This window comes from Mesorhizobium sp. M0292 (genome assembly GCF_040321695.1).
In the GTDB taxonomy this organism is placed as follows: domain Bacteria; phylum Pseudomonadota; class Alphaproteobacteria; order Rhizobiales; family Rhizobiaceae; genus Mesorhizobium.
In genome coordinates this window covers 1-16,283 of sequence record NZ_JAMYSB010000025.1, presented here as the reverse complement: position 1 = coordinate 16,283, position 16,283 = coordinate 1, and the positions used below count along the sequence as shown (strand labels likewise).

14 protein-coding genes are annotated in these 16,283 nt (G+C 62.2%); 12 read left to right on the top strand and 2 right to left on the bottom strand.

Annotation, left to right across the window (positions count from 1 at the left end):
• The first annotated feature begins 15 nt into the window (after positions 1 to 15).
• From uxaC to NKI96_RS27085, 10 genes are all read left to right on the top strand, one after another.
• Entirely contained in the window at positions 16 to 1,425 is a 1,410-nt protein-coding gene (uxaC, locus tag NKI96_RS27130) for a glucuronate isomerase (protein ID WP_352787089.1), read from the top strand.
• Between the two features lie 38 nt (positions 1,426 to 1,463).
• Positions 1,464 to 2,441, top strand: a complete 978-nt coding sequence (locus NKI96_RS27125; protein WP_023684104.1) for a TRAP transporter substrate-binding protein — start codon at positions 1,464 to 1,466, stop codon at positions 2,439 to 2,441.
• Between the two features lie 70 nt (positions 2,442 to 2,511).
• The gene (locus NKI96_RS27120) at positions 2,512 to 3,075 is read left to right on the top strand and encodes a TRAP transporter small permease (protein ID WP_023668678.1); all 564 of its coding nucleotides are present in this window, start codon (positions 2,512 to 2,514) and stop codon (positions 3,073 to 3,075) included.
• Complete coding sequence (locus NKI96_RS27115) at positions 3,076 to 4,356, top strand: TRAP transporter large permease (protein WP_023684106.1); 1,281 nt, start codon at positions 3,076 to 3,078, stop codon at positions 4,354 to 4,356.
• A 23-nt stretch (positions 4,357 to 4,379) separates the two neighbouring features.
• Complete coding sequence (locus NKI96_RS27110) at positions 4,380 to 5,156, top strand: FadR/GntR family transcriptional regulator (protein WP_023684107.1); 777 nt, start codon at positions 4,380 to 4,382, stop codon at positions 5,154 to 5,156.
• A 20-nt stretch (positions 5,157 to 5,176) separates the two neighbouring features.
• Positions 5,177 to 6,034, top strand: coding sequence for a 5-dehydro-4-deoxy-D-glucuronate isomerase (gene kduI / locus NKI96_RS27105; RefSeq protein ID WP_023684108.1), 858 nt, complete (start codon positions 5,177 to 5,179; stop codon positions 6,032 to 6,034).
• On the top strand, positions 6,031 to 6,798 hold the full coding sequence (kduD, locus tag NKI96_RS27100; protein WP_023684109.1) for a 2-dehydro-3-deoxy-D-gluconate 5-dehydrogenase KduD: 768 nt from the start codon (positions 6,031 to 6,033) through the stop codon (positions 6,796 to 6,798). Before kduI ends, kduD begins: the two co-directional genes overlap by 4 nt.
• A 10-nt stretch (positions 6,799 to 6,808) precedes the next feature.
• A complete protein-coding gene (locus NKI96_RS27095) occupies positions 6,809 to 7,147 on the top strand; it encodes a cupin domain-containing protein (RefSeq protein WP_023684110.1) in 339 nt (112 codons plus the stop codon).
• A gap of 261 nt (positions 7,148 to 7,408) precedes the next feature.
• A complete protein-coding gene (gene recQ, locus NKI96_RS27090; protein ID WP_023684111.1) occupies positions 7,409 to 9,247 on the top strand; it encodes a DNA helicase RecQ in 1,839 nt (612 codons plus the stop codon).
• A gap of 396 nt (positions 9,248 to 9,643) precedes the next feature.
• Positions 9,644 to 9,796, top strand: coding sequence for a hypothetical protein (locus tag NKI96_RS27085; protein WP_023668683.1), 153 nt, complete (start codon positions 9,644 to 9,646; stop codon positions 9,794 to 9,796).
• A 740-nt stretch (positions 9,797 to 10,536) separates the two neighbouring features.
• Here the strand turns inward: NKI96_RS27085 and NKI96_RS27080 are convergent.
• Positions 10,537 to 11,475, bottom strand: a complete 939-nt coding sequence (locus NKI96_RS27080) for an AraC family transcriptional regulator (protein ID WP_023693170.1) — start codon at positions 11,473 to 11,475, stop codon at positions 10,537 to 10,539.
• Positions 11,476 to 11,601: 126 nt separating this feature from the next.
• Here NKI96_RS27080 and NKI96_RS27075 point away from each other — a divergent pair, with 126 nt between their 5' ends.
• Complete coding sequence (locus NKI96_RS27075) at positions 11,602 to 12,495, top strand: SDR family oxidoreductase (RefSeq protein ID WP_023693169.1); 894 nt, start codon at positions 11,602 to 11,604, stop codon at positions 12,493 to 12,495.
• Positions 12,496 to 12,771: 276 nt separating this feature from the next.
• Here NKI96_RS27075 and NKI96_RS27070 read toward each other — a convergent pair whose 3' ends face one another.
• Complete coding sequence (locus NKI96_RS27070) at positions 12,772 to 13,818, bottom strand: class I SAM-dependent methyltransferase (RefSeq protein ID WP_023693167.1); 1,047 nt, start codon at positions 13,816 to 13,818, stop codon at positions 12,772 to 12,774.
• A 267-nt stretch (positions 13,819 to 14,085) separates the two neighbouring features.
• Between NKI96_RS27070 and NKI96_RS27065 the strand changes: the two genes are divergently transcribed.
• Positions 14,086 to 16,065, top strand: a complete 1,980-nt coding sequence (locus tag NKI96_RS27065; protein WP_023728673.1) for a putative bifunctional diguanylate cyclase/phosphodiesterase — start codon at positions 14,086 to 14,088, stop codon at positions 16,063 to 16,065.
• Positions 16,066 to 16,283 lie beyond the last annotated feature (218 nt).

The window sequence follows — 16,283 nt, the reverse complement described above, 5'->3', positions numbered from 1 at the left end:
CCTGGGAGGAACGACGTGGCGGGACTGACCGATCCGGATCTGCTTTTTGCCGCCGAAGGGCGCGCGCTGTCGATCGCGCGCGATCTCCATGCCGGCATCAAGGACCTGCCGATCATCAGCCCGCACGGCCACACCGATCCGCGTTGGTATGCGCTCAACGAGCCATTCCCCGATCCCGCGCAATTGCTGGTGGTGCCCGACCACTACATTTTCCGTATGCTGTTCAGCCAGGGCGTGCGGCTGGAAGATCTCGGCGTCCTGACCCTCGACGGCTCGCCGGTCGAGACCGATCCCAGGGCGATCTGGCGGCGCTTCGCCGAGCACTATTACCTCTTCCGCGGCACGCCGACGCGGTTGTGGCTCGACCATGTGCTCGAGCATCTGTTCGGCATCGAAGAGCCGCTCAACGCCAGCACCGCTAGCCGCCATTACGACACCATCGCGGCGCTTTTGCAGCGCGACGATTATCGCCCACGCGCGCTGTTCGAGCGCTTCAACATCGAGGTCATCGCGACGACCGAGGGCGCACTCGACGATCTCCAATGGCACAAGACGATCCGCGACAGCGGCTGGCAGGGCCGCGTCATCACTGCCTACAGGCCGGATGCCGTCGTCGATCCCGACTTCGAAGGATTTTCGGCCAATCTCGATCGTCTGGGCGAGATCGCCGGCTGCGACACCGGCACATGGGCCGGCTATCTCGACGCGCATCGCCAGCGCCGCGCCTTCTTCAAAAGCTTCGGCGCAACCTCGTCGGACCACGGCCATCCGACGGCCGAGACCGCCAATCTTTCCGATGCGGCGGCGGAAGAGCTGTTCAACCGCATCCGCCGCGGCTCGGACGACGAGCGCGAGCGCAAGCTGTTTCGCGCCCAGATGCTGACCGAAATGGCCAAGATGAGCCGCGACGACGGGCTGGTCATGCAGATCCATCCCGGCTCCTGGCGCAACCACTCGCCTGGTGTTTTCCAAAAATTCGGCCGCGACAAAGGCTTCGATATTCCGACCCGCACCGACTATGCCGCGGCGCTCAAACCCTTGCTCGACTGCGTCGGGCTGGAGCGCGACCTCTCCATCATTCTGTTCACGCTCGACGAGACCAGCTACGCGCGCGAACTGGCGCCGCTGGCCGGCGTCTATCCGGCGTTGAAGCTCGGGCCGGCCTGGTGGTTCCACGACAGTCCGGAAGGCATGCGTCGGTTCCGCGAGATGACCACCGAGACCGCCGGCTTCTACAACACCGTCGGCTTCAACGATGACACCCGTGCCTTTCCGTCGATTCCCGCCCGTCACGATGTGGCGCGCCGGGTTGACTGCGCCTTTCTCGCCCGTCTCGTCGCCGAGCACCGGCTGCGTGAGGACGAGGCGCATGAGCTGGCGCGGGAGCTTGCCTACACGCTTGCCAAGAAGGCGTACCGGCTGTGAGCCGGGCGCGTGGAATTTTAAAAGGGAGGAAGACAGTCATGTTGCATTTTTCAAAACTGATGGCAGCCACATTCGCCTTCGGCTCGCTGATGATCGGCGTTGCCGGCGCCCAGACCGTACTGCGCTCGGCCGACACCCATCCGGACGGGTATCCGACCGTCGAGGCGGTCAAATATCTCGGCGAGCTCATCAAGGAGCGCACCGCCGGCCGCTATTCGGTCGAGGTCTATCATTCGGCGCAGCTCGGCGAGGAAAAAGACACGATCGAGCAGACGCAGACCGGTGTCATCGATCTGAACCGCGTCTCGATGGGTCCGTTCAACGGCATCGTGCCGGAAACCGCGGTGCCGTCGCTGCCCTACATGTTCCGTTCGGTCGAGCACATGCGCCATGTCATGGACGGGCCGATCGGCGACGAGATCCTCAAGGCCTTCGAGACGCATGATCTGGTCGGCCTTGCCTTCTACGATTCCGGCGCCCGTTCCTTCTACAACACCAAGAAGGACATCACCTCGATCGCCGATCTGAAAGGCATGAAGTTCCGCGTCATCCAGTCCGACGTGTTCGTCGACATGGTCAACGCGCTTGGCGCAAACGCCACGCCGATGGCCTATGGCGAGGTCTATTCGGCGCTCGAAACCGGCGTCATCGACGGCGCCGAGAACAACTGGCCCAGCTTCGAATCCGCCAAGCACTACGAAGTCGCCAAGCACTATACCGTCGACCAGCACCAGATCGTGCCGGAAGTGCTGGTGATGTCGAAATCGAGCTGGGACAGACTGACGCCGGAAGACCAGGCGATCGTCAAGCAGGCGGCCAAGGATAGCGTCGTCAAGATGCGCGAATTGTGGGACGCGCAGGAGAAGAAGTCGCGAGAGATCGTCGAGAAGGCCGGCGTCAAGGTCAGCGAGATCGACAAGCAGCCGCTGATCGATGCGATGAAGCCGGTCTACGACAAGTATCTGAAGACGCCGGAGCTCAAGGACCTCGCGACGCGCATCCAGGCGACCAAGTGATTTTCTGGCGGGGCGGCATGGCGCCGCCCCGCCAATCGCTTTTAGGGGACGGAAAGACCGGGAGGATCGGATGACTGCGGGAACGGCCAGGAGCGGAGCGCCACCGCGCTTCAGCGCGGTGCTTTCGAAGATTTGCGACGGTGCGCTCTATCTCGCGGGCATCGGGATGGTCGCCATGACCGCGCTTGTTGCCTACCAGGTGTTTTCCCGCTTCGTGCTCAACGCGTCACCGAGCTGGACCGAAGTCACCGCCATCATGCTGATGAACTGGTTCATCTTCCTGGGCGCTGCCGTCGGCGTGCGCGAGAATTACCATATGGGCTTCGACGTGCTGCTCTATATCCTGCCCAAGGGCAGCAAATGGGCGCTGCGCACCCTGTCCGACCTGATCGCGTTCGGCTTCGGCTTCGGCATGGTCTGGTACGGCTGCAAGCTGGTCGGGCTGACCTGGCACACTGTCATCCCGGCGCTCGAACTTCCCGGCGGTTTCGACTATCTGCCGCTGGTTGCCGGCGGCTTTCTGATCTGCCTGTTCTCGGCCGAACGCATCGCGCTGCGCTGGTCCGGCGCCGACATCGACAAGGATATCAATCTCGAAGAAGTGCCGGAAATGCCGGCCGTGCAGGAGGCCTAGATGGAACTCTGGATCCTGTTTGGCGTCTTCACGCTTTTGATGTTTGCCGGCACGCCGATCGCCTTTTGCCTGGGTGCGGCGTCCTTCGCCACCGTGCTTTATCTCGGCCTGCCGCCCCTGGTGGTGTTCCAGCAATTGAAGTCGGGCATGTCGGCGTTCTCGCTGATGGCGATCCCGTTCTTCATCTTTGCCGGCGACCTGATGGTGCGCGGCGGCATCGCGCAGCGCATCGTTTCCTTTGCCGGCTCGCTGGTCGGTCATGTCCGCGGTGGGCTCGGTCAGGTCAACATCATCGCCGCGACGTTGTTCGGCGGCATTTCCGGCTCGGCTGTGGCGGAAGCCGCTGCCGTCGGCGGGCTGATGATCCCGCAGATGAAAGCGCGCGGCTACGGAGCCGACTATGCCGTCAACGTCACCTCGATGGCGGCGCTGATCGCGCTGCTTCTGCCGCCGTCGCAGAACATGATCATCTATTCGATCGCCGGCGGCGGCAAGATTTCGATCGCCGACCTGTTCACCGCCGGTATCCTGCCTGGTCTGCTGTTCGCCGCTTCGCTGATGGTCACCGCCTATTTCGTCGCCCGCAGCCGCGGCTACCCGGTCGAGGCTTTTCCCGGCTTCTCGCGTGTCGGCCAGCTGGCGGTCATCGCCATCCCCGGACTTCTGCTCATCGGGATCATCTTCGGCGGCGTTCGCTCGGGCATTTTCACGGCGACGGAAAGCTCCTGCATCGCCATCATCTACGCTTTGCTGGTCACCGTCTTCGTCTACCGGTCGATGGCCTGGGGCGATTTCGTCCATGCCACAAAGGGCGCGGTGCGCACGACCTCAATGGTGCTGCTGATCATCGGCACGGCGGCCTCGTTCAGCTGGCTGATGGCCTATCTCAAAGTGCCGGTGTTGCTGATCGCAGGCATGAACGCCATCTCCACCGATCCGCTGGTGGTGCTGCTTCTGCTCAACGTCTTGATGCTGCTGCTCGGCACCTTCATGGACATGGGGCCGATGATCATCATCTGCACGCCGATCTTCCTGCCGCTGGTCACCCATTACGGCGTCGACCCCGTGCATTTCGGCGTCATCACCATCCTCAATCTCGGCATTGGCCTCAACACGCCACCGGTCGGCACGGTGCAGTTCGTCGCCTGTGCCGTCGGCAAGATTACGGTCTGGGAAGCGATGCGCTCGATCTGGCCGTTCTATGGCGCGGGCATCGTGGTTCTGGGGCTGGTGACCTATATTCCGGCGATTTCGCTCTGGTTGCCGAGCGTGTTCAAATAGGCGTCTTCAAACAGGGGTGCGATATGGCATCGGATAGCGCTGTTGATCTCAGGGTCGAGAGAAAACCCAAACTGTCGGAGACCGTCGTTGCGGCGATCCGCAAGCAGTTGCAGGCGGGCGAGATCCTGCCCGGCCACAAATTGCCGACCGAGGGCCAGCTGACCGAGACCTTCGGCGTCAGCCGCACCGTCATCCGCGAAGCGCTGGCCAAGCTCGCCGCCGACGGGCTGGTCGAGGCGCGCCAGGGCGCAGGCGTGTTCGTCACCGAGCACATCTCAACGATGTTCGGCGCGCTCGCCGCCGACATGGGCAGCAAGGATTCCATCGCGCTCAATGTGCTCGAAGTGCGCCTGGCCGTCGAAATCGAATCGGCCGGGCTCGCCGCCATTCGCCGCAACGCCGCGCAGGAAGCAGCGATCCAGGAAGCGTTCTTCGAATTCGAACGGCTGCTTCTCAACAGCGAGCCGACCGGTCCGGCCGATCTCGCCTTCCACCGGGCAATCGCCAGCGCCACCAACAACCCGTTCTATGTCGAGATGCTCGATGTGCTCGGACGCCGCGCCATTCCCTGCGACGTGACCTCGCCCTGGTCGACGGAACTTGTGCAATCCGACAGCTATCAGCGCGGGCTGCAGCGCGAGCATCTGGTGATCCTGAATGCGATCACGTCAGGCGACGCCGAAGCCGCGCGCGAGGCGATGCGCACCCATCTCACCGCCAGCCAGCAGCGCTACCGCGAGCGCCTGCACGCCCGCCAGGTCTTTTATGCCGACTCGGTCAGGGCGACGGCATCCGAATAACCATTTCAGCCGGAGCAGTAATGTCTCAAAGTCACCCGCATACCGATTTCACCTCGCGTTTCGCCATCGACCCGGTTGCCGCGGCTTCTATGGGCACCGACGAACTGCGGCACAACTTCCATATTGACGACCTGTTCCAGCCGGGACGCGTCAGCCTGACCTATGCCCATTATGACCGCATGATCGTCGGCGGCGCCGTGCCGGAAGGGACAGCGCTGCCGCTGGAAGCGATCAAGCCAACGGGGACCAGGAATTTTCTCGATCGCCGCGAGTTGATCATCGTCAATATCGGCGGCGCCGGCTCGGTGACGGCGAATGGCGAGGCCCACCAGTTGCAGGCGCGCGACATGCTCTATCTCGGCATGGGCAGCACCGACGTTTCGTTCGCATCGGCCGATGAGGGCGCACTGGCCAAATTCTATCTGCTCAGCGCGCCTGCGCATCACACCCATCCCAACCGGCTGATCCGCATTGGCGATGCCAAGCGCCTCGATCTCGGCAGCAAGGAAACCTGCAACGAACGCTCCATCTTCCAGTTCATCCATGCCGATGGCGTCAAGACCTGCCAACTGGTGGTCGGTATGACCCAACTGGCGCCGGGCTCGGTGTGGAACACCATGCCTTGCCATGTGCATGACCGGCGCATGGAGGCCTATCTCTATTTCGACCTGCCGGAGACGGCGCGCGTCTTCCATTTCATGGGCGAGCCGGACGAAACGCGGCATCTGGTGATGGCCAACGAGGAGGCGGTGCTGTCGCCGGGCTGGTCGATCCATTCGGGGGCCGGCACCTCGAACTATGCCTTCATCTGGGCGATGGCCGGCGACAATGTCGACTACACCGATGTCGACCCGGTGCCGCTGGGTGAATTGCGTTGAGCGGCCCTTCCTCCTTCAGCCTGGCCGGCAAGCGTATCCTGGTCACCGGCGCGAACACCGGCATCGGCCAAGGCATCGCCGTCTCGATCGCGCGCGCCGGCGGCACCGTCATCGGTGTCGGCCGCTCGGCGATGGACGACACGGAAAGACAAGTCGCGGAAGCCGGTGGCCAGTTCGAGGCGGTGCGATGCGATCTTGCCGATCATGTTGCCGCCAAGGCCATGCTCGACCAGGTGTGGGAGAAGACCGGCCCGATCGACGGGCTGGTCAACAATGCCGGCATCATCCGCCGCGCCGATGCGGTCGATTTCTCCGAGGCCGATTGGGACGACGTCATCGACGTCAATCTGAAGACGCTGTTCTTCCTCAGCCAGGGTTTTGCCAGGCGCGTGCTGGCCGATTCCGGGCAGCGCGGCAAGATCGTCAACATCGCCTCGGTGCTGAGTTTCCAGGGCGGTATTCGTGTCGCGTCCTACACCGCGTCGAAACATGGCGCGCTCGGCATAACCCGGCTGCTTGCCTGCGAATGGGCGGCAAAAGGCATCAACGTCAACGCCATTGCGCCCGGCTATATCGAAACCAACAACACCGAGGCGTTGCGCGCCGATCCCGACCGCAGTGCTGCCATCCTGGCACGCATCCCGGCGGGACGTTGGGGCGGGCCGGAAGACATAGGCGATGCCGCCGTGTTCCTGCTGGCGCCAGCGTCCGACTATATGCATGGCGCGGTGGTTCCCGTGGACGGCGGCTGGCTGGCGCGATGAGGAGATGGTCATGATTGAAGCCAAGATTTTCGCACAGCCCGGCGAGAGCGCCTGGACGCCGACGCCGGACGGCAACAGACGCCGCGTTCTCGTCTCCACCGATGAGCTGATGATGGTCGAGTTCGGCTTCGACAAGGGCGGCGTCGGCGCACTGCATTCGCACCCGCATGTCCAGGCCAGCTATGTCGCCGAAGGTCGCTTCGAGGTGACCATCGACGGCCGCACCGCGACCATCGAGACCGGCGGCAGCTTCATCGTGCCGTCCAATCTGGTGCACGGCGTCAAGGCGCTGGAGGCCGGGCGCCTGGTCGACAGCTTTACCCCGCACCGCGCCGATTTCCTGGCCTGAACCTTTTCGGCAATTCCAGAAACAGGAAACCCGCGCCTCCTGGGGAGGCGCGGGCTGTTGCCTGTGCGCTCGTGGCGCAGCGGTACTCGAAACATCGCCGCAGGGTTTGACGGTGCCGCAACATGGTGAAGATAGGTTTAACGATGCCAACCAGGTCGATCGCCGGTGGGGTGTTGCTGCTGCTTGTTGTGGTCACGCAGGGGCTGCGCTAATCGTTCTGTCCACGCCGCTGCTTCGGGCGGCCGATCGAAAACATCAGTGATGCAGATATCGACGACGAGCGTACCGACGCACGATCCCAAACGACGTGTCCTCAAGGACGTGTTCGGTTTCGACGATTTCCGTCCCGGACAGGCCGCAGTGATGGAGGCGCTGCTTGGCGGCCGCCACGTGCTGGCGGTCATGCCGACGGGTGCCGGCAAATCGCTGTGCTACCAGGTTCCGGCGCTGGTCAAGGGTGGGCTGACCATTGTCGTTTCGCCGCTCGTGGCGCTGATGCAGGATCAGGTCGCGGCACTGCGCCTCGCCGGCGTCGCCGCCGATACGATCAATTCCTCGATCGATCGTGATGCCAATGTCGCGGCATGGCGCCGCGTCGCGTCGGGCCAGACGCGGCTGCTCTACCTCGCGCCGGAACGGCTGATGACCGAGCGGATGCTGGATGCGCTTGCCAGGCTCGATGTCAGCCTGATCGCCATCGACGAGGCGCATTGCATTTCGCAGTGGGGGCCGGCGTTCCGGCGCGAATATGAAGACCTGTCGCAGCTGCGTGGCATCTTTCCCGACGTACCGATCATTGCGGTGACGGCGACGGCGGACGAGACGACGCGGGCAGACATCGAGAGACGGCTGTTTGGCGGGCGTGTCGAAACGCAGGTGCTTGGCTTCGACCGGCCCAACATCAAGCTTGCCATCGAGCCCAAGCAGGACAGCAAGCGGCAGTTGCTCAACTTCATCGAGCGCCATCAGGGGCGCAGCGGCATCGTCTACTGCCTGTCGCGCAAGAAGACCGAAGAGATGGCGGCATTCCTCGAAAAGAACGGCGTCACCGCGCTCGCCTATCACGCCGGGATGAGCAAGGAGGCGCGCGATGCGAATCAAAACGCCTTCATGACCCTGTCGGGCGTCGTCATGGTGGCGACCATCGCCTTCGGCATGGGGATCGACAAGCCTGATGTCGCCTATGTCTTCCACACCGACCTGCCGGGCAGCCTCGAAGCCTATTACCAGGAAATCGGCCGCGCCGGTCGCGACGGCCGGGCGGCGGAGGCGCATATGCTTTACGGCCTTGGCGACATCCGCATGCGCCGCATGTTCATCGACGACGAGGACGCCGCTGTCGAACACAAGCGTCGCTCGCATGGCCGGCTCGATACGCTGATCGGCTATTGCGAGACGGCCGAGTGCCGCCGCCAGGTGCTGCTCGGTTATTTCGGTGAAGAGGCGGTCCCTTGCGGCAATTGCGACAATTGCCTGGAACAGGCGCCGCGCGCCGACGGCACCGCCGAGGCGCGCCTCATCCTGGCGGCGGTGGCGCAGAGCGGCGAGCGCTTCGGCGCCGGCCATGTCATCGACATCCTGATCGGCCACGAGACTGAAAAGATCGCGGCAAGGGGGCATCACAGGCTGGCAGCCTTCGGCAATGGCGCCGCGCACAAGAAGGATTTTTGGCAATCTATGATTCGCCAGCTGGTCGCGAACGGTTTCCTGATGCCGGACCCGGCCGGCCATGGCGGGTTGGCCATCGCGGACAAGGGCCACGCACTCGGCCGGGGCGAGGTGCCGTTCCAGTATCGGGTCGAGATGCGCACGCGCGCCGCGCGCCGCGCGGCTCGTGCCGGGCAGAGCCCTCAGAGCGAAAATGTCGATGCGTCGCTGCTCGCGGCGCTCAAGACGGTGCGGCTGCGGCTGGCCAAGGAACGCCAGGTGCCGGCCTATGTGGTGTTTTCGGATCGTACACTGATCGACATGGCCGAGCGTCGTCCGCAAGACCTCGACGATTTTGCCGAAGTGAATGGCGTCGGCGCCGCCAAACTCAAGGAGTTCGGCAAGGCTTTTGTGAGCGCCATTGCCGCGCACCTTTCCGAGACGCCAGGCTGAAAGGGTTTTGCTGGACCAAAGCCCGATCCGGCATCAGTACGCCTTCAACTTGCCCGCCCGCTTATCCTTTCATTTTGGCGCTACCCAGCCGTAGGGGAATGGCCTTCTAAATTGTATGGAACCGTGACGACAACACACATTCCTGAATCTATGCGGTCGATTCTTCGGATGTAGCCGTGACTATGGAAACCCGCTGTTGCGCGCGGATGGCGGTTTTCTCGGCCTTGGAGACGCTACCTCGGCAGCCGCTATCCGCTGACCCGAATGGTATGATTCAGACCATCTTTGTTGTTGAAAACCCGCTTTCGACGGGAGTATAAAACTCGAGGTTACCATTGCTTTTCGTATAGAGGCTGTGGTGGAAACGTGGGTCCAATCCGCAAAGCATTGCCTTGCGTGGAAGTGGTCGAAGCCGGCGGCGGATGGTCCGTTCCTGTGGCCAAGGAAGACCAGGAAATTACCCGATCATTCGTGATTGAACCGTTTGCGCTGTCCTATGCTGAGGGCCAGCGGATACGCCTGCATCTCGACAAGTTCGTTCGTCTGTAGAGAGGCTAAGCCCGATGAAAGACCGGTGGGAACCTGACCACCAGTTCATTGAAAGCGCCCGCCGTAGCCAGCTCCGAGCGGAGAGCCAACTGGACTCCCTGCAATCGACCATCGCCGAAACGCGACGCGTCCTAGAGGCTTCACGGAAGCTCTTGGAAAAGATAGGGAATGGCCGGTGCAGGTTGGGCATGCTTGTGGGGCTTCACCGCACCGGCCACTGCGGGAAGATATGAGGCCCCCCGCGCCGCCTAAGATATAGGCATATTAGCAATCGCGCAATTAACCCTATTGCGCTACCCAGCCGTAGAGGCAAGGAAATCGGAGAAGTTGGTGCCGGTTAACCGCCAGCACGCGAGCAAGTCATTCTGAAAGCATGAAAAACGCGATTTTGCTCGTGCCAATTGAGCGTCTGAAATCTAGTTCCTCCTGCCGATTATCCCTAAGTTAACTGGAATACTTATATCCCCGAAGGGTTGCGAATCAGTCGATTGTCAAGCGCATGCCATGGAGCAAGCAAGGGATCGATTTGAGCAGAAGGGCCGCAGCGGTCGAAGCGCGCTGGGAAATCCGAGCGGCTTCGGCAATTGTCCGCTCTGGCTCGCCCGCTACAACTCGACTCGCGCAGTGTGGACGGAATCACCGGCCATGTGGACGAGAACCATCTGGCGATGTCGTTCACCGAGTTTCGTTCGCGCTACAGCCTCTAAGGGCAAGGTAATCAAGGCGCTCGGATCGCCGCCTCAGGCGGCTTCGCGTTCGGCCTGCGCAGTCAGGTCCGGCTCCCGGCGGCTGTACTGCCGCGGCGAACAGCCCATGACGCGCTTGAATGCCGTGCTGAAGGCGCTTTCGGATTCGTAGCCGAGCGCCAGCGCGATGACGGAAACCGGATCGCCGGAATGCATCAGCCTGTCGCCGGCCAGCATCATGCGCCAGCGCGTCAGATAATCCAGGGGTGAGGCCCCGACCGTCTGCTTGAATCTGAGCGCAAAAGTCGATCGCGACATGCCGGCGCGCTCCGCCAGTTGCTGCAATGTCCAGCCATGCGCCGGGTCCTCGTGCATGGCGCCGATCGCCGCGCCGATCTGCCTGTCGGTGAGTGCGAACAGCCAGCCGACATTGCCTTGCGCGGTCATATGCAGGCGCAAGGCCTCGATCAGGATCATGTGGGCGAGGTGCTCGACGATGAGAAAGCCGCCGGGACGCCGCTGGCGCAATTCCTGCATCATCCGCTCCACCGGCCAGCGAAGCGCCGAATGGTCGCTCTCGCCGCGGATGTGGACGATGGGCGGCAGCATCCGCAAGAGGATGCCGGCATGGTCGCCGGACAGCGTGAAGCGACTGCTGACCAGGAGGAAATCGCCGCCGCCATTATGGACGGTGATGCCGCCGGTCCGCGCCGGTGAAAAGATCGTTCGCGCATCGACCGTCGGCAGGCCGAGATCGCTGGCAAGGCGGAAAGGCCGGCCGCGCGGCAACAGGAAGCAGTCGCCCACGTCCAGCCGCACCGCGTCAGGGACGCCCTCGACCGACAGCCAGCATCGGCCGGACACCACGGCGCCGCATTTGATGGCGGCCTGCTGGTCAGGAAACTGGATCGCCCAGTCGCCACCGGTTTCCAGCCCAGCCGACAGGTAATTGCGCGGCTTCAGTAGCGACAGCACGTCTGACAGCGGATCCATGAGCGTTCTCGGACGATTGCGAAGATATCTCGGATTTTACAGTATAGATCGTATGATCTCAAACTTCTAGCTCCTTCGCAACGGGCTGCCTGTACGGCGTTCGACAAAAACCAAGGAGAAATCATCATGCGTGTGTTCGTTACCGGGGCTACCGGTTTTGTCGGTTCGGCTGTTGTGCGGGAATTGCTCGGGGCGGGCCATCAGGTGCTTGGCCTCGCGCGGTCGGAAGCAGGTGCGGAGTCGATCGTGGCCGCGGGTGCCGAGGCGCATCGCGGCGATATCGAGGATTTCGACAGCCTGCGCAGCGGCGCTACCCAATCGGATGGCGTCATCCACACGGCCTTCAACCACGACTTTTCGAGATTCGCCGCCAGTTGCGCAGTTGACCAGCGCGCCATCGAAACGCTCGGCGCGGCGCTCGAGGGTTCCGAGCGGCCGCTGCTTGTCACCTCCGGCCTCGCCGGTTTTGCGCAGGGAAGGCCGGCAACCGAAGACGACAAACCCGCGCCTCCATCGGCCGCCATGCCGCGCGCTTCGGAAGCAACGGCCGTGGCGCTCGCAGCGCGCGGGGTGCGCGCATCGACGGTGCGGCTGGCGCCGACCGTCCATGGCGAGGGCGATCACGGTTTCGTGCCGATGCTGATTGCCATTGCGCGTGAAAAGGGCGTCTCGGCCTATGTCGGCGACGGCGCAAATTGCTGGGCGGCGGTGCACCGGTTCGACGCCGCCACCCTGTACAGGCTGGCGCTGGAGAAGGGGGCGGGCGGCGTCAGCTATCATGCGGTTGCCGAACAGGGCGTGGCGAGCAAAGAGATCGCCGAGATCATCGGCCGCCGGCTCGGCCTGCCGGTGGTTTCCATAGGCCCCGAGGACGCGGCTGCGCATTTCGGCTTTCTCGGGCATTTCATCGGCAGGGACTTGTCGGCGTCAAGTGAGCAGACCCGCACTGCGCTGGGATGGCAGCCGACCGGGCCGGGGCTCATCGCCGATCTCGATCGTGCCCGCTATTTCGAGGCCTGATCAGGCCGGCCAGTCGCGTTGCATTGCACGACCGACAGCCTGGCGATCAGCGGCAGTGCCAGCAAAACGGCCAGACGCAGCCCGCCGAGCGGGCAGCACCGTCGTGCTGCTGGAACCGCCGCCACATCTGTATGGCGGCAAGCAGAACGAACACGGCGTAGGCCGCCCGCAGCCCGGACGACCTGCTCGCCCGTCGCCGGAAAGCCGGCGAAGGCATGGCCTCGTCATGGCAGACCTACCTTGTTACGGGGATGCGCGCGCGATTCCCGCGCCTAGTTAGAGATCGCCCTTCCTCACCTTGCCGTAAACGATATTCCGGTTCGAGCCATAGTAGACTTTCGCGTCGAAAGGACTCCCGCCGAGGGCGGCATTGATGATGTCCCACATATCGTCGGCCGAACGTAGGATGAGCGGCCAATCCATGAAAGTCTCCATGTAACCATCCGTCGTTATCTCGTCGCTGAAATTGGCAAACAGGAATTCGCCACCGGGCTTGACGAGTTCCATGGCTCTTTGAAGCAGGCGGATGCCGATGGCACGCGGCAGGTAATCGTAAAGCCCCGATGCGTAGACGAGATCGAATGTGCCAAGGGCGTAGGCGCGGCGCAGGATGCCGCGTACGGAACCCTGGACTGCCTCGACTGCCGTGCCGGCAAAGTCGTGGTTCACCGTGGCTACGCTGACGGGGTCCTGATCCAGGCCGATCCAACGTTGCAGTTTATGCCTGGCCAACGCATCGGAGCGTTCGGCTTCCCTGAGGTGGCCGCAGGCAATCGCCAACACCTCAGCCTTTTCCACACTGCTGGCCGTCTCGTCCACGGTCCTGGCCAGAATATCCCGCCGCTCGCGCCCCGCCACCGAACTGGCAGCTTCACTGGTGTACGCATAAATTTGCCGACCAAGTAAGGTCGACGAGGCCACGATCTCGTCGGCGATCGGATGCTTGTAGTAAATATCCAGCAGGCCTGCATCGCCTGAATACCCGCGCGGTTTTTCGACCGACCACCGCGTGAACGGGTCTTGGAGCAAATATTCCGCGACCCGATGCTGCTGAGCCAAAGGAACGAGTTTCTGCCAGACCGCGGGAGCAACCTGCCGGCGGAGCTTGTGGAGTCGCCCCGCCAAACGATGGACGACGGGGGCGGCCGGTTTGTTTCGCGCAAAGGCTTGATGAGCAAGGTCCAGTATCAGGGCGAGCTGGGCCGTGCTGTCCCTCAACTCGTCGGAGTCAGCCGCCTCTTCGGAGGTCGCAACATGTTTCGTCATCAGCCTGGTGGTGACCAGGCTGTATTGGTCGAGCTGCAGTTTTGGCTTGATAGGCATGCCGTTTACTCTCCGGTTTACCGCCCCGGTCCCCGGCCAGCAGCATAGGTGCGCCGCTAACCAACGCTAACAATTTTAATAAAATTTTAGTAAAATTTTAATCAACGGAACGGCCATCAATCCTGCAAACTGGCTAAATCCGAACCGCCCGTTTACCCTCGGTTAGCGACATCTGACTTTTCTTGCGGACAGGGACGTCTTCATTCCCCAACCGCAGGCGACGTCGGCTGTTGCATTCGCTACTGCAGATCGCGGAGGAGCGTTGCGATGCAACTGAGCGAGGACGTTGCCCAGAAGGTGGCGGCAGCGATTGGACGTCCGCGGTGGCATTCCGCCGATCCGGAACTCCTGACACTGTTCCTGCAGAAGGATGCCGATGAGAATCGCAGCCTTGTGCGATGGGGTATTGCGGCTGCTGTATTCAGCTATGTGGCCTATGGCCTTTTCGATTGGTTTCTCTTTCCGGATGTCGCCGGCCGGCTTGTTTTGACGCGCGTTACGCTAGGGATCACTTCCCTGGCGCTTGTCGAATTTGTCGCCCGACGGGGCTTTGCCCTTGCCACCTTGCACCTTGTAGCAGCGCTGGCGATTGTCTCCGGTGCCCTTGGGTGGCTCGTCTCCGCTGTTGGAACAGAGCATCAGGATGCCCTCTCCCATTTCATGGTTTTTGGCACCGTGTTCATCCTGGGTGCGAATCTGTTCTTCAACTTCCGTTTTTGGCTTTCAGCCCTTGCCTCCGCGACGGTCGCCGCAAGCTTTGTGTACGCCGCGATGTTCTCCCTTCAGGCCGACATCGCCGGTCGGGTCGTGTTGTCGGCCTATTTCGTGAACTGCCTCGTCTTGTCGCTTTATCTTTCGTGGCGGCTGAGTCTGGAGCGGTACCAGACTTTCCTGCACGCGCTTCGGGCACAATTCCAGGAGCAGGCTGCTATCAAGAAGGGGCAAAAGCTAACTGAAATCGCCGACACCGATCCGCTCACGGGAATGAAGAACCGCAGGGCGATCATTCGAGAATTCTCGGAGCTGCGCGAAGACTGGGCCGCGGACGACGACGAGATAGGCCTCATTCTGATCGACGTCGACTACTTCAAAAGGTTCAATGACGGACTTGGTCATCAGGCCGGCGACGATTGCCTGATCAAACTCGCCCATGTCCTTTCCGAGATGGCGGCTGCCAACAACGCCATCGCGGCCCGCTATGGCGGAGAAGAATTCGTCATTCTCTGCAAGGTCACCGGGCGGGCTCACCTTCATGAGATAACGAAGAAATTCTGTCGCGCTGTAGAGGATTTGGATATCTACCACCCTGATCGGGGCGACAAGCTCAACATCGTAACGATCAGTGCCGGGGCGTCGTTGACGCGCGCCGATCAGAGCATAGAGCTTAGAATCCTGCTGCAGGAAGCTGACCGCGCGCTCTACGCGTCCAAGTTTGCCGGTCGGGCTACGTTCACGATTTACGACCCGCACGCCACCAGCCAGGATCGCTCCGGCGAAAATCTTTCAGAACTGCTGAAGGTGGCAGTTTCCAACCAGCTCGTTTCTGTCGCTTACCAGCCAATTCGCGAGCTGGCGTCGGGCCGCGTGCTGGGGCACGAGAGTCTGATGCGTGTATGCGACTTCGACGGCACCATGATCAGTCCGTCCGTATTCATACCCGTTGCCGAGCAGACCGGAGCGATCGTGGAACTGGGTACATGGCTGATCGATCGAGCCTGCGGTGACATGGCGGAATACGGATTGGGCTCGGTCGTGACGGTGAACGTATCCGTTCTTCAGCTCAAGGCTCCCAACTTTTCACTCCGGATCACCGAAATCCTTGGCAGGCACGGCCTTGCGCCCCAGAAACTGGCCATCGAAATCACCGAAGGCAGTGACATCTTTCTGGAGGCGCAAGCGGTCAGAAACGTGGAGCGGCTGCGAAAACTCGGCGTTCAGATCTGGCTGGACGACTTCGGAACGGGATTTGCCGGCTTGACATGGCTCCGCCGCTTCAAATTCGACGTGGTCAAGATCGATCGCAGCTTCCTCCACGATTGCCAGACGTCTCGTGGCTTGAGCCTGTTGCGGGACATGGTCGGGCTGCTTCGCAATCTGGGCCATGTCGTGCTCGCCGAGGGCGTCGAAACGGAGGAGCAGTACATATTGCTGCAGCGCCTGGGGGTAAATTTGATGCAGGGCTTCCTCACCGGGCATCCAGTCCCGATCGAAGAGGTAAACCAAATGAGGCAAGGCCTTGTTGCCTAGCGGCAGCCTCTACGCTGAAGCTTCGGAGGGCATCCTGCTTCGTTCCGGTCCCCCTACGCTACTTCGTAGCTTCGGGCGACACTCCTACGCCCAGATTCGGTTCCGGGTGGCCTGCCACCCGAAGCCCGCAGGGCTGCCCTTCCCGAGAGATGGGTGACAGTTCATTCCGGAGACATGGGTTACACTTTCGGCCCTTTGCAAGGAGAGCAAGGTGCCTT

Bases quoted from the DNA above. Each gene is read 5' to 3' on its own strand.
- NKI96_RS27125 (WP_023684104.1), top strand. From the start codon at position 1,464: ATGTTGCATTTTTCAAAACTGATGGCAGCCACATTCGCCTTCGGCTCG.
- NKI96_RS27120 (WP_023668678.1), top strand. From the start codon at position 2,512: ATGACTGCGGGAACGGCCAGGAGCGGAGCGCCACCGCGCTTCAGCGCG.
- NKI96_RS27115 (WP_023684106.1), top strand. From the start codon at position 3,076: ATGGAACTCTGGATCCTGTTTGGCGTCTTCACGCTTTTGATGTTTGCC.
- NKI96_RS27110 (WP_023684107.1), top strand. From the start codon at position 4,380: ATGGCATCGGATAGCGCTGTTGATCTCAGGGTCGAGAGAAAACCCAAA.
- kduI (WP_023684108.1), top strand. From the start codon at position 5,177: ATGTCTCAAAGTCACCCGCATACCGATTTCACCTCGCGTTTCGCCATC.
- NKI96_RS27095 (WP_023684110.1), top strand. From the start codon at position 6,809: ATGATTGAAGCCAAGATTTTCGCACAGCCCGGCGAGAGCGCCTGGACG.
- recQ (WP_023684111.1), top strand. From the start codon at position 7,409: ATGCAGATATCGACGACGAGCGTACCGACGCACGATCCCAAACGACGT.
- NKI96_RS27080 (WP_023693170.1), bottom strand. From the start codon at position 11,475: ATGGATCCGCTGTCAGACGTGCTGTCGCTACTGAAGCCGCGCAATTAC.
- NKI96_RS27075 (WP_023693169.1), top strand. From the start codon at position 11,602: ATGCGTGTGTTCGTTACCGGGGCTACCGGTTTTGTCGGTTCGGCTGTT.
- NKI96_RS27070 (WP_023693167.1), bottom strand. From the start codon at position 13,818: ATGCCTATCAAGCCAAAACTGCAGCTCGACCAATACAGCCTGGTCACC.
- NKI96_RS27065 (WP_023728673.1), top strand. From the start codon at position 14,086: ATGCAACTGAGCGAGGACGTTGCCCAGAAGGTGGCGGCAGCGATTGGA.